Origin of the sequence: Craurococcus roseus (genome assembly GCF_039523795.1) — a bacterium.
Taxonomy (GTDB): domain Bacteria; phylum Pseudomonadota; class Alphaproteobacteria; order Acetobacterales; family Acetobacteraceae; genus Craurococcus; species Craurococcus roseus.
This window is the reverse complement of sequence record NZ_BAAAFZ010000051.1, coordinates 20578-32883: the sequence shown is the minus strand read 5'-3', so window position 1 is coordinate 32883 and position 12306 is coordinate 20578. Positions and strand designations below refer to the sequence as shown.

The 12306-nt window shown below is 73.6% G+C and carries 14 protein-coding genes; 8 read left to right on the top strand and 6 right to left on the bottom strand.

Translation table 11 applies throughout. From position 1 onward, the window contains the following. The 3 genes from ABD067_RS16415 to ABD067_RS16405 all read left to right on the top strand — a co-directional run. Window positions 1-410 (top strand): OmpA family protein (locus tag ABD067_RS16415; RefSeq protein WP_343896428.1); only part of this gene is annotated, 410 nt, incomplete at its 5' end. A gap of 10 nt (window positions 411-420) precedes the next feature. Further along, window positions 421-1566 carry a flagellar motor protein MotA gene (locus ABD067_RS16410; RefSeq protein ID WP_343896427.1) on the top strand — a complete coding sequence of 382 codons (1146 nt, stop codon included), beginning with the start codon at window positions 421-423 and terminating at the stop codon, window positions 1564-1566. A 12-nt stretch (window positions 1567-1578) separates the two neighbouring features. Further along, window positions 1579-3069, top strand: a complete 1491-nt coding sequence (locus tag ABD067_RS16405) for a peptidoglycan -binding protein (RefSeq protein ID WP_343896426.1) — start codon at window positions 1579-1581, stop codon at window positions 3067-3069. Between the two features lie 75 nt (window positions 3070-3144). Here ABD067_RS16405 and ABD067_RS16400 read toward each other — a convergent pair whose 3' ends face one another. Together ABD067_RS16400 and ABD067_RS16395 are read right to left on the bottom strand one after the other, a co-directional pair. Beyond that, complete coding sequence (locus ABD067_RS16400; RefSeq protein WP_343896425.1) at window positions 3145-3873, bottom strand: response regulator transcription factor; 729 nt, start codon at window positions 3871-3873, stop codon at window positions 3145-3147. A 172-nt stretch (window positions 3874-4045) separates the two neighbouring features. Next, window positions 4046-4378, bottom strand: coding sequence for a DUF1491 family protein (locus tag ABD067_RS16395; RefSeq protein ID WP_343896424.1), 333 nt, complete (start codon window positions 4376-4378; stop codon window positions 4046-4048). Between the two features lie 124 nt (window positions 4379-4502). Between ABD067_RS16395 and ABD067_RS16390 the strand changes: the two genes are divergently transcribed. Continuing rightward, a complete protein-coding gene (locus tag ABD067_RS16390) occupies window positions 4503-4712 on the top strand; it encodes a hypothetical protein (RefSeq protein WP_343896423.1) in 210 nt (69 codons plus the stop codon). Between the two features lie 28 nt (window positions 4713-4740). On the opposite strand, the gene ABD067_RS16385 is transcribed toward ABD067_RS16390, so the two are convergent. Continuing rightward, complete coding sequence (locus ABD067_RS16385; RefSeq protein WP_343896422.1) at window positions 4741-5988, bottom strand: ABC transporter substrate-binding protein; 1248 nt, start codon at window positions 5986-5988, stop codon at window positions 4741-4743. 176 nt (window positions 5989-6164) lie between these two features. On the opposite strand from ABD067_RS16385, the gene ABD067_RS16380 reads away from it, so the two are divergent. Genes ABD067_RS16380 through ABD067_RS16365 form a run of 4 tightly spaced genes read left to right on the top strand, consistent with a single transcriptional unit; the run spans window position 6165 to window position 9648 of the window. After that, window positions 6165-7199, top strand: a complete 1035-nt coding sequence (locus ABD067_RS16380) for an NAD(P)H-quinone oxidoreductase (RefSeq protein ID WP_408871567.1) — start codon at window positions 6165-6167, stop codon at window positions 7197-7199. A gap of 6 nt (window positions 7200-7205) precedes the next feature. Beyond that, window positions 7206-7970 carry an SDR family NAD(P)-dependent oxidoreductase gene (locus ABD067_RS16375; RefSeq protein ID WP_343896421.1) on the top strand — a complete coding sequence of 255 codons (765 nt, stop codon included), beginning with the start codon at window positions 7206-7208 and terminating at the stop codon, window positions 7968-7970. A 19-nt stretch (window positions 7971-7989) separates the two neighbouring features. After that, a complete protein-coding gene (locus ABD067_RS16370; protein WP_343896420.1) occupies window positions 7990-8859 on the top strand; it encodes a DMT family transporter in 870 nt (289 codons plus the stop codon). A 9-nt stretch (window positions 8860-8868) separates the two neighbouring features. Further along, window positions 8869-9648: an alpha/beta fold hydrolase gene (locus ABD067_RS16365; RefSeq protein WP_343896419.1), complete on the top strand. Its 780-nt coding sequence runs from the start codon at window positions 8869-8871 to the stop codon at window positions 9646-9648. Here ABD067_RS16365 and ABD067_RS16360 read toward each other — a convergent pair. The 3 genes from ABD067_RS16360 to ABD067_RS16350 form a co-directional block, all read right to left on the bottom strand. Then, window positions 9630-10439 (bottom strand): metallophosphoesterase, encoded by an 810-nt coding sequence (locus tag ABD067_RS16360; RefSeq protein WP_343896418.1) that lies wholly within the window; start codon window positions 10437-10439, stop codon window positions 9630-9632. The genes ABD067_RS16365 and ABD067_RS16360 overlap by 19 nt on opposite strands. 113 nt (window positions 10440-10552) lie before the next feature. Then, the gene (locus ABD067_RS16355; protein WP_343896417.1) at window positions 10553-11257 is read right to left on the bottom strand and encodes a DNA-3-methyladenine glycosylase family protein; all 705 of its coding nucleotides are present in this window, start codon (window positions 11255-11257) and stop codon (window positions 10553-10555) included. Then, entirely contained in the window at window positions 11257-12231 is a 975-nt protein-coding gene (locus ABD067_RS16350) for a Bug family tripartite tricarboxylate transporter substrate binding protein (protein WP_343896416.1), read from the bottom strand. Before ABD067_RS16350 ends, ABD067_RS16355 begins: the two co-directional genes overlap by 1 nt. Window positions 12232-12306 lie beyond the last annotated feature (75 nt).

Sequence of the window (12306 nt, the reverse complement as noted above, 5' to 3'; positions counted from 1 at the left end):
CGCCTGCCCCGGCGGCGCTCGCCCCCGACGGCACGCCGCGGCCCCCCGATCAAAACGGCGCCGCCTTCGAGGCCATGACCGAGGGCCGTTGGCGGATCCGATTCGCGGCCGGGCGCGAGGAGTTGTCCGAAGCCGCCGCCGTCCGCGTCGAGGAACTCGGCCGCCGTTTGGCCGAATCGGCCGGCGCGGGGCGCGTCACCGTGGAAGCGCAGGCGAGCGGCCCCGAAGCCGACGTCTCCGCCGCGCGCCGCCTCAGCCTCGGCCGCGCCTTGGCGGTGAAATCGGCCCTCGCCAACGGCGGGCTGGCGCCGACCCGGATCGACCTCCGCCCCCTCGGCCGCACGCCGGAAGCGGTGGACGCCGCCGACATACTGCCGCCCGCCGCCGCGCCCCGGCGGGGCGGAGGATGAGCCGCACCCCATGACCCCACCGCTCCGTTACCTCTGGCGCATGCTCGGCTTCCTCCTCGCGGTGGCCGCGGTGGCCGTGCTGCTGTCGGGCGAGCTGGGCCACGCCTTCGCCAGCAACCCGGTGCTGAACAGCATCATCCTCGGCGTGCTGCTGATCGGCATCGCCTGGACCGTGCGGCAGGTGCTGATGCTGCGGCCGGAGGTGGAGTGGCTGGAGCGGTTCCGCTCGCCGCGTCCGGACGCGCCGGCGCAACCGGCGCCGAGGCTGCTCGGGCCGATGGCCAGCATGTTCGCGGCGCGGCGGGCCGACCGGCTCTCGCTGTCGGCGCTCGCCATGCGGAGCGTGCTGGACGGCATCGCGTCGCGCCTGGACGAGCAGCGCGAGGTGTCGCGCTACATGATCGGGCTGCTGATCTTCCTCGGCCTGCTCGGCACCTTCTGGGGGCTGCTGCTCACCATCGGCTCCATCTCCGACGTGATCGGCAACATGTCGGTCGGCTCCGGCGACCTGAACCAGCTCTTCAACCAGCTCAAGGCCGGGCTGGCGCAGCCTTTGCGCGGCATGGGCACGGCCTTTTCCGCTTCCATGCTGGGCCTCGCCGGCGCGCTGGTGCTGGGCTTCCTCGACCTCAGCGCCGGCCAGGCGCAGACGCGCTTCTTCAACGAGCTGGAAGAGTGGCTCGCCGGCATCACGCGCCTGTCGTCCGGCGTGCTCGGGCCGGAGGGCGAAGGCATGGGCAGCGTCCCGGCCTACGTCCAGGCGCTGCTGGAGCAGACGGCCGAAAACCTGGAGCGGTTGCAGCGCACCATGGAGCGGGGCGAGGAAGGGCGCGCCACCGGCGCCCAGGCGCTGAACACGTTGACGGACCGGCTGGCGATCCTGGCGGACCAGATGCGGGCCGGGCAGAGCCTCATGCTGCGGGTGGCGGAGCAGCAGGCGGCGCTCGCGCCCGCCCTGCAGCGCTTGGCGGACGCGCGCGGCTCCAACGTGCTCGACGAGCAGAGCCGCAACCACCTCCGCAACACGGAGATCTACCTGTCCCGGCTGCTGGAGGAGGTGGCGCACGGCCGCGCCCAGTCCACGGCCGAGATCAGGAACGAGATCAAGGTGCTGGCGCGCACCATCGCCGCCATCGCCGAAGAAGCGCCGCGGTAGGGCGCCGCGGGCGTGGCGCTCGCGCGCGGCAGGCGGCGGTCGCACGGCGGCGGCGGCCTGGAGGCTTGGCCGGGCTACGTGGACGCGCTGTCCACCCTGCTCATGGTCATCATCTTCGTACTGCTGGTTTTCGCGCTGGCGCAGGGCTTCCTGTCCGTCGCCCTGTCCTCGCGGGACCAGGCGCTCGACCGGGTGAACCGGCAGGTGGCGGAGCTGGCGGAGATGCTGGCGCTGGAGCGCGGGCAGGCGACGGAACTCCGCGGCGCCGTGAACCGCACCGCGACCGAACTCCGCGCCGCCGCCGCCGCGCGCGACGCCCTGGCCGCGCAGCTCCGGGAGGCGCGCGAGGAGCGGGAGCGGGCGGGCGCCGAGCGCGACGCCATCCGGGGCGAGCGCGACCGGCTGGCGGCGCGCGTCACCGACCTCGACCTCGCGTCGCGCGGCGGGGCCGAGCGCTTGGCTTCCCTCGAACAGCGCTTGGCGGAGGCGCTCCGGCGCGCCGAAGCGGCAGGCGGCGACGCGGCCCAGGTGGCGCGCGACCTGACGGCCGAGCGCGCGGCGCGGCAGCAGGCCGTCGCGCGGGCCGCCGAGTCGGAGGCGCGGGCCGCCCGCGACCTCGAAGCGGAGCGGTCGGCCCGGCAGCAGGAGGCGGCGCACGCGGCGGCGCTGGAAGCGCAGGCGCGCGTGGACCGCGCCACCATCGAGGCGAGGGTGGCCGACCTCGCCACCCTCTACGACCAGGTGCGCGCGCTGACCGCGTTGCGCGACCAGTTGGAGCGGCAGGCGCAGGAGGCGTCGCGCCGCGCCGGCGGCGAGCAGGAGCGGCGCGAGGCGGCCGAGGCGCGGGCGGGCGAACAGGGCCGGCTCGCCGAAAGCGCCCGCGCCCAGGTGGCGCTGCTGACGCGCCAGTTGGACGAGCTGCGGGCGCAGATCGCGCGCGTCGCGGCGGCGTTGGAGGTGTCCGAAGCCGGCGCGCGCGAGAAGGATGTGCAGATCGCCAACCTCGGCACCCGGTTGAACGCGGCGCTGGCCGCGCGGGTGGAGGAGCTGCAGCGCTACCGAAGCGACTTCTTCGGCCGGCTGCGGGACCTGCTGGGCGAGCGGCCGGAGGTGCGGGTGGTCGGCGACCGCTTCGTGTTCCAGTCCGAGGTGCTGTTCCCGGCCGGTAGCGCCGAGCTTTCCGACCGCGGGCAGCAACAGATCCGGGCCATCGCCAGGCTGTTCCAGGAGCTGGTGTCTCGCTTCCCGCCCGACGTGAACTGGGTGTTGCGGGTGGACGGCCACGCCGACCGCAACCCCATCCGCAGCGGCCGGTTCGCTTCCAACTGGGAGCTTTCGGCGGCGCGGGCAATCGCCGTGGCGCAATTGCTGATCCAAGAAGGCTTGCCTGCCAACCGCGTCGCGGCGACCGCCTTCGGCGACAACCAGCCGCTCGACGCGGCGGACACGCCGGAAGCCTACGCACGCAACCGGCGGATCGAGCTGCGTCTCACCGACCGCTGACGCCGGCGTAGAAAAAGGGCGGCGCGGACCTTCTCCGCGCCGCCCCCACGCTCCCGACCCCCAGGCGCGGCGCCGTCAGCCGATGGCGATGCCGGCCTCTTGCCCCGCCTGCACGTCCAGCCGGTAGCCGCCGCCTTCCGTGAGCAGGAGGCGCGTCTTCGACGGGTCCGGCTCGATCTTCTGCCGGAGGCGGTAGATGTGCGTCTCCAGCGTGTGCGTGGTCACCGCGGCGTTGTAGCCCCACACCTCGTTCAGCAGCACCTGGCGGGGCACCGGCTTGCCGGCGGCCCGGTAGAGGTACTTGAGGATGTTGGACTCCTTGTCCGTCAGCCGCACCTTGCGGTTCTTGGCCGGCTCCAGCAGCAGCTTGGCCGAGGGGCGGAACATGTAGGGGCCGATGGTGAACACCGCGTCCTCGGAGTTGTCGAAGACGCGGAGCTGGGCGCGCACGCGGGCCAGCAGCTCGTTGAGGCGGAAGGGCTTGGCGATGTAGTCGTTGGCGCCGGCGTCCAGCCCGCGCACCACGTCCTGCTCCGCGTCCGCCCCCGTCAGCATGATCACCGGCATGCGCTTGCCGTCGCGCCGGAGCTTGGCGCAGAACTCGCGCCCGTCGCCGTCCGGAAGGCCGACATCGAGCAGGATCGCGTCGTACCGGGCGTTGCCCTCGTTGAGCTTGGCGGAGGCCTCGGCCGCCGTTTCGGCCTCGTCGATGTGGAACTCGCCGGCGAGCATGATCTGCTCCGCCAGCGTGGCGCGGAGCGCCGCGTCGTCTTCGACGATCAGGATGGGTCGGGGCGTCGTCATACACATCTCCAGGGGCTCAAGGTTCACCAGTCGGCGTGCTGCCAGGGAAGGCCGAGCAACCTTCGGAGAGCAGAATGAAACCAAAGCATTGAGCAGCGCATCATCTCATTGAACGATATGGCGACACGTTACTGCGATAAAATGCCTTGGATTACGTTAACATGGATGGCGTCTAAAGTATTCTCGCTTCGAAGGGCGGCAGGAAGTCGGGCGTTTCGAATTCGAGCACCCAAAGGTCGGGGTCGCGCCGCACCTGCCGCTCCACGTAAGCGTCGGCCGCGGCTTGGTCCAAAAGCTCGGCGCCGCTGCCGCGCAGCCACGCGGGCCGGCCTTCCGCGTCGCGCACCTGGCTCAGCACCACCAACCCCTCACGCCCCCGCAGCACGCACAGAACGCCGCCGCTGTCGGCGTCGCCCCGACGCAGCACCACGCCGCTCCGCCCGGCCAGGTCGGCCAACCGAAGGGCCATGGAGACCCAAATCCCGGCTTTCACGCGCGCTTCCATGGGCCGACCCTGACACGTGCGCGCGCCGCGGCAAGGCTCGGCTTGCTTCGCGCCCGGCGGCCCGCCACATCGGGGCCGACGAGCGGCGGACGCTCCCGCGGGGGATCTCATGGACGGGCGCAAGATGACCGAGGCCCAAAGGGCCTACGAAGCGAAGCGCGCGGCGAAGGCCGGCCTTTCCTTGGAGCGGTGGTTGGAGCGCAAGGACAAGGCCGCCGCCGGCGAACACGAGGCGGGCGCCGCCAAGACCCGCCCGTCGGCGACGGCGGCCGACAAGAAGGCGAAGCCCGGCTTCTTCGCGCGGCTGCTCGAAAAGGCGCAGAAGCCGCTCTGAACGCGCGCCCCCGGGCGGCGGGGTGGCCTCAGCCGGCCGGCCCGAATTGCGCCCGCAGGCGCGCCACGGCCGCTTCCGCGGGAAAGACCGTGACCTGCTTGCCGTTCTGCCATTGCAGCACGAAGGGCTTGGCGCGGGTGTTCTGGCCGCGCTCGTCGAAGCGCACGCCCCAGCCGCTGGGCGTCGCGCCTTCGGGCAGGTCCGTGGCCAGCATCGCGGCGCGGACGCGGTCGGCCTCCAGGCCGCCGGCGCGCTGCACCGCGTCCAGGCAGACGCGCGCGCCGGTGTAGTTGGCGAGGCTGTGGCCCGACCGCGGCTCGCTGCCGTAGCGGCGCCGGTACGCCTCGACGAACCGCCTCACGCCCGGCGCCATGCGCTCGTTCACCTCGAACTGGGTGAAATCGACGTTCATGGTGCCGTCGAAGTCCGGCCCGACCGCCCGCATCGTGTCCACGCCGCTGTACCCGGCGCCGGAGCCGATCACCATGCGCGGACGCCAGCCGGCCTCGCGCATCGCGCGGTAGAACACGATGATGTCGTTCTGGTAGCCGGTGTGCAGGACCACGTCGGCTTTCGCGCCCTTCAGCCGCTGGACCGCGGTGGAGAGGTCCGGGCTCCGGGCCGGGTAGGCGAGCTTCTCCACCAGCCCCAGCCCGCGCGCGCCGAGCATCGCCTCTTGCGAGGCGGACACGCTCTGGCCGTACAGGCCGTCCTCGTGGAGGACCGCCACCTTGATCGCGCCAGGGGCGACTCCCCAGGCGGGCGCCAGCGTGTCCGGCACGGCGTTCACCGCCTCGCGCGCGAAGTCGGAGGCGCGCGGGCAGGTGCGGAACAGGGTGCGGAAGCCGCGCTCGGTGATCGGGTCGCCGATGGCGCCCAGTTCGAAATAGGGGACGCGCTGCATCTCCGCGACCTGCGTGGCCGCGAAGGAAAGCGCGGAGGAGAAGGTGCCGAACAGGCCGGAGGCGCGTTCGGCGCCGAGCAACCGGCGCGCCTCGACCACCGCTTGGTTCTGGTCGGCCGCTTCGCCTTTGACCAGCCGGACCGGGCGCGACAGCAGGCCGCCGGCGGCGTTGCGCTCCTCCACGGCGATCTCCACGCCGCGGAAGCTTTCGTCCCCGAGCAGCGACAGGCTGCCGGAAAACGGGTACAGCGCGCCGAACCGGATCTCGCCGCCGTTGGCCGACGCCGGCGGCGGAGCCCCGCCTTGGCCGGCGGAGCCGCGCGGACCGATGGCCGCACCGGCCAATCCGGCCAGCACGGAGCGTCGGGGCATAAAGGACCTGTGGATGCGGTCGGGCATGTCCCTGCGCGAGGCGACTCGATGCAACGATACTCGCGGCAGGGCCGGACGCTGGCAAGCCCGCCGCCCGCCCGCCGGCGATCCGGTGCGCTTGACGCGCGCACGCGGCGCGCGGAACGTCGCCGCCGATCGGAGGGGAGACACCGGCCATGGCAGCAGCAGGAAACGACGCCGCCGCGGTCCCGCGCCGCATGTCCTACGTGGCCCACGGCGGGGGCGGCGGGCCCGAGGTGCTGAAGATCGCGACCGGCGACGTGCCGCAGCCCGGTCCCGACGAGGTGTTGATCCGCGTCCTAGCCGCGGGCGTGAACAGGCCGGACGTGTCGCAACGCAAGGGCGAGTACCCGCCGCCGCCGGGCGCCAGCCCGATCCTCGGGTTGGAGGTCGCGGGCGAAGTGGTGGCCGCCGGGCCGCAGGCCGCCGGCGCCTGGAAGCCGGGCGACCGCGTGTGCGCGCTGACCAACGGCGGCGGCTACGCCGAATACTGCGTCGCCCCGGCGCCGCAGTGCCTGCCCTGGCCGCGCGGCTACGACGCCGTGCGCGCCGCGGCGCTGTGCGAAACCGCATTCACCGTCTGGGCCAACCTGTTCGGGCACGGCCGGCTTAAGGAGGGCGAGACGGCGCTGGTCCACGGCGGCACCAGCGGCATCGGCGTCACCGCCATCCAGTTCGCCAAGGCGTTCGGGGCGCGGGTCATCGCCACCGCCGGCAGCCCGGAGAAGTGCCAGGCCTGCCTCGACCTCGGGGCCGACGCCGCCATCGACTACAAGAAGCAGGACTTCGTCCAGGAGGTGAAGACCATCACCGAGGGCAAGCTGGCCGACGTGGTGCTGGACATGGTGGGCGGCGCCTATTTCGAGCGGAACCTGCGATGCCTGCGGATGGACGGGCGCTTGGTGATCATCGCCTTCCTCGGCGGCGCCGTGGCGGACGAGGTGGACCTCCGCCCGATCATGGTGCGCCGCCTCACCGTCACCGGCAGCACCATGCGGCCGCGCACCACGGCCCAGAAGGGCGAGATCGCCGCGGCGCTGCGGGAAAAGGTGTGGCCGCTGCTCGATGCCGGGCGCTGCGCGCCGCCGGTCTTCAAGGTGTTCCCGATGGCCGAAGCGGCGGCGGCGCACGCGCTGATGGAGAGCAGCAAGCACATCGGCAAGATCGTGCTCCGGGTGGCGGAGGGCTAGGCGGCGATGGCGACCGACGCGCCGCGGACCCACGCCGGCCGCGTGGCGCTCGTCACCGGCGGCGGGCGCGGGATCGGCGCCGCCGTGGCCGCCGAGCTGGCGACGCGCGGGGCGCGGGTGGCGGTGTTGGACACGGACGCGGGCCTCGCGGCCGAAGCGGCGCGGGCTTGCGGCGGCCACGCCGAGCGGTGCGACGTGGCGGACCGCGCCGCGGTCGATCGGGCCTGCGCCGCGGTGGAAGCGGCGCTCGGCCCGGTGGACATCCTGGTCAACAACGCCGGCATCAGCCCGAAGCGCGACGGCAAGCCGGTGCCGATCTGGGAAATGGACGGCGCGGAGTGGGACGCGGTGGTCGCGGTCAACCTCACCGGCTGCTTCAACATGGCGCGGCGCCTCACGCCGGGGATGGTGGCGCGCAAGCGCGGCTGGATCGTCAACATGGCGTCCGTTTCCGGGCGCGTGTGGACGCCGCTGGTCAGCGGCCACTACACCGCGACCAAGACGGCGCTGGTCGGCCTCACGCGCCACTGGGCCGGCGAGCTGGGGCCGCACGGCGTCCGGGTGAACGCGGTCGCGCCGGGGCGCATCCTCACGCCGCTGGCGAAGCTCACCGCCCCGGAGACGAACCAGGCCATCGTCGCGGCGACGCCGCTCGGCCGCGCCGGCGAGCCGGAGGAGGTGGCGCGGGCCGTGTGCTTCCTGTCCGGGCCGGACGCGGAATTCGTCACCGGCGCCATCCTGGACGTGTCCGGCGGCTGGATGATGAGTTGAGCGGGCGCGGCGGGGCGTGATGCCGGCCCCGGCGGGGCTGCGCTACCTCGCGGTCTCCGTGCTCCTGTTCGGCGGGATTTGGCCCGTCACCAAGCACGCCTTCGCCCACGCCACGCCGCTCTGGTTCGCGCTGAACCGCGCCGGGCTGGCCGCGCTGGTGTCGGCTACCCTGCTGGCGGCGCTCGGACGGTTGCGGGCGCCGCGGCGGGCGGACCTGCCGGCGGTGGCCGCCATCGGGCTGCTGCAACTCGGCGGTTTCTTCGCGCTCACCCACCTCGCGTTGGGCTTCGTGCCGGCGGGGCGCACGGCCATCCTCAGCAACGTCACGGTGTTCTGGCTGGTGCCGCTGTCCGTGTTGGTCCTGGGCGAGCGGGTGTCGCCGCGGCAGTGGGCGGCGGCGGCGGTCGGGCTTCTCGGCGTGCTGGCGTTGATGGCGCCCTGGGCGCCGCCGGGCGGGGCCTCGTCGGGCGTCCTCGCCGGCTACGCGCTGCTGCTGGGTGCCAGCCTCGCTTGGAGCGTCGCCATCCTCGTCACGCGGCGCCTGCCGCCGCAGCGCCCGGTGCTGGAGCTGCTGCCCTGGTGCTTCGGCCTCGGCGCCCTGCTGATCCTGCCGATGGCGCTGCTCCGGGAACCGGCGGGCGGCATCGGGCGGGAGGCTTGGCCGCACGCCGCCTTCGTCGGCGCGGTGGCGGCGCCGATCGGCACCTGGGCGACCATCGAGGCGGGGCGGCGCTTGTCGGGCGTGGTCGCCTCGCTCGGCTTCCTGGCGATCCCGGCCTTCGGAGTGGCGCTGTCGAACCTGTGGCTCGGCGAGCCGCTGGGGTGGGACGTGCTGCTCGGCGGCGCGTTGATCCTCGGCAGCGTCGCCATCGCGGCGCGTGGCGGGTAAGGAGCGGGGATGCTGCTCAACACCGTCGAAGCCGGGGCGGCGGGCGATCCGCCGCTGGTCATCCTCCACGGGCTGTTCGGCTCGGCGCGGAACTGGGGCGCGATCGGCAAGCGCCTCGCCGCCCGGCGCCGGGTGCTGGCGATGGACCTCCGCAACCACGGCGCCTCGCCGCGGGCGGAGGCCATGGACTACGCCAGCATGGCGGCGGACGTCGCGGAAACGGCCGAGGTCGCCGGAGCCGCGCCGGCGGCCGTGCTCGGGCACTCCATGGGCGGCAAGGCGGCGATGGCGCTCGCGCTGACCCGGCCGGGGATGGTTTCGCGGCTGCTGGTGGCCGACATAGCGCCGGTGCCCTACCCGCCGCGGCAGGCGCGCATCGTCGCCGCCATGCGGGCGGTGCCGCTCCGCCCCGGCCTGGCGCGGCGCGAGGCGGACGCGGCGCTGTCGGCGGAGGGCGTGCAGGACGCGGCGACGCGCGCCTTCCTGTTGCAGAACCTGCGGTTCGATGGTGAAGCGCCCTCCTGGCGCTGCGGCCTGGACGAGATCGCCGCGGCGATGGTCGAGATCGAGGGCTTCCCGGATTTCGACTCGCGCTACGAGGGGCCGACGCTGTTCCTGCTCGGCGAACGCTCGGACTACGTGCAGCCGGAGCACCGGCCGCGCATCCGCGAGCTGTTCCCGGCGGCGCGCTTCCTGAGCCTCCGTGGCACCGGCCATTGGCTGCACGCGGAGAAGCCCGAGGAGTTCACGGCGGTCGCGGAAAGCTTCTTTCAGCCGGCGCCCGGCTGACCCAACTCGACGAGCACGATCTCAGGCGGCGCACCGAAGCGGACGGGCGCGACGCTGCATCCGAGCCCACCGGAGACGATCAGGTGGCGATCGCCTTCGACGACGTGTCCATAGGCGTAGCGGTTGCCGAATTTGGACGCGGTGAAGGGCGCCCAGCCGAAGAGCCGCCCCTGCCCGCCATGGGTGTGCCCAGCCAGCGTCACCGCGATGCGGGACGGAACCTGGGGGAAGATGTCTGGCTCGTGCGCCATGAGGATGGCCGGGGCGTCATCGTCCGCGACGGCGAGTGTCGCCGGAAGATCGTCCACGCCACCGCGATGCAGCCGCCTGACGCTCCCGCCCCACCAAGCCCATTGGTCGCCGAGGCCGAGGAGCCAGAAGGGTCGGCCGTCCTTCACGAGCCGCCGGCCGGTGTTCTCCAGCACCGGGATGCCGTTCCGTTCCAAGGCCCCGTGCGCCTCGGTCGGCCCGCGGTTCGCCTGCTGCGCGGCTTCGTCCTCCCACCAGTCGTGGTTGCCGAGTATCGCGTAGGTGCCGAGCGGCGCCCGCAGATCAGCGAGCAGCGCCGCGGTTTCGCCGGGCCAGAAGCGGCGAGACAGGAAGCGGTGGGACGCGTTGAGGTCGCCGAGGAAGAGCATCACGTCCGGCCGCAGGGCGTTGGCGGCAGCGACGACGCGCCGGACGCGATCCGTGCCCATGTGGGGCTCCCCCGCATGGAGGTCCGCGACCACGCCGAGCCGCAGGTGGAAGCCGGGCGGCCAGTTCGGCGGCGTTAGCGCGTACCGCGTCATACGCAACCGTAATCCGGGCTCGACGCCGAGCGCGTAGGCCGCGGTGGACAGACCTGCGCCGATCGCGGCCCCCATGGAGGCGAGAACGCGGCGTCGCGCTGAGAGACCCACGGCTATTGCGGCTTGAACGCGCTGCGCTTGGCCGCGTCGGCCGCGCGCCACAGGTACCAGGCGGCGGCGCTGCGCCAAGGCGCCCAGGCTTCGCCGATCCGCGCCAGCTCCTTCGGCTTCGGCTGCGCGTCGAGTCCCGCCGCCACGCGCCACCCTTCGCGCACGCCGAAATCGTCCACCGGCAGCACGTCCTGCCGTCCGAGCGTGAAGATCAGCAGCATTTCCACCGTCCAGCGGCCGACGCCGCGGATGGCGCAGAGGCGCTCGATCAGGGCCTCGTCTGGCAGGCGGTGCGAGGCGCGGCGCGTCGGCACCAGGCCGCCGACGGCCTTCTCGGCGATGTCGCGGATGGAGGCGAGCTTGGCGCCGGAGAAGCCGCAGGCGCGGATCGCCTCCGGCGGCGTTCCCAGCACCAGTTCGGGCGGCGGGAAGGCGTGGCCGGGGAACAGCGCCAGGAAGCGGCCGAGGATCGCCTCCGCCGCGCGGCCGTGCACCTGCTGGTGGGCGATGGCGCGCACCAGCGCCTCGTAGGGCTCGCGCTTCGCCGGGCGCAGCGTGCAGGGGCCGATCTCGGCGACCACCTTCCGCAGCACCGGGTCGCGCCGGAGGTGCGACGCGGCTTCGGCGCTCCAGCCCGGCGGCCTCGGCGCGCGCGTCCGGGCCGCCGGCGCCGCGGCGGCGCCCCCTCCCCCGACAGTCTCGACCATCAGTCCACCGTCAGCCGGGCTTCGCGCGCGAGGCGGCTCCAGCGCTCCTTCTCCGCGGCGACCCACCGCGGCAGGTCGGCCGCCGGCACCCGCAGCGGGTCCACGAAGGCGGCGCGCAGCTTGGCCTGCGCGGCCTCGTCCATCGCTTGGTTGAACGCCTCCTGCAGCCGCGCCAGCACCGGTTCCGGGACGCGCTTGTGGACGAAGACGGCCATCCAGACCGACAGGTCATAACCCGGGAAGCCCGCTTCCTGCATCGTCGGCACCTCCGGCAGCGACGAGGCGCGGCGGGCGGTGGTGACGGCGAGCGCACGGAAGGCGCCGGAGCGGATGTGCGCGGTGGAGGTGGCGGTGGTGTCGAACAGGAAGTCGAAGTCGCCGGCCAAGAGCGCCGCCACCGCAGGCGAGGAGCCGCGGTAGGGCACGTGCGTCGCCTCGAACCCGGCGGCGCGCAGGAAGGTCGCCGCCGAGAGGTGCGAGGAGCTGCCGTTGCCGACCGAGCCGTAGACCAGGTTCCGGCGCTTCCCCGTGGCAACCAGCTCCGCGACGCTGCCCACGTCCAGCCGCTTCGGGTTCACCGAGAGCACGTTGGCCATGTCGGCGGCGGTGCCGACCGCCGCGAAGTCGCGCTCGGCGTCCACGCCCGAGTTGGCGTAGAGCACCGGGTTGACGCCGTGCGTCGCGGCGGTGCCGAGCAGCAGCGTGTAGCCGTCCGGCTCGGCCTGGGCCGCCGCCTGCACGCCGATGTTGCCCCCCGCGCCGGCGCGGTTCTCCACCACCACCGGCTGGCCGAGCTTCGGCCCCAGCGCCTCGGCGCAGATGCGCCCGACGATGTCGGTCACGCCGCCCGGCGGGTAGGTGACGATCAGCCGGACCGGGCGGTTCGGGTAGTCCGCGGCTTGCTGCGCCCGCGGGGACGGGGCGACGAACGGCGCGGCCAGCGCGCCACCCAAGACGATGCGACGAGTTTTCATGCTCCTGGCGCGTCCCTCCTGCCGCGCCTTCTTACACCGGATCGCACGTCAGTGGTGCCGGGGCGGAACACAGCC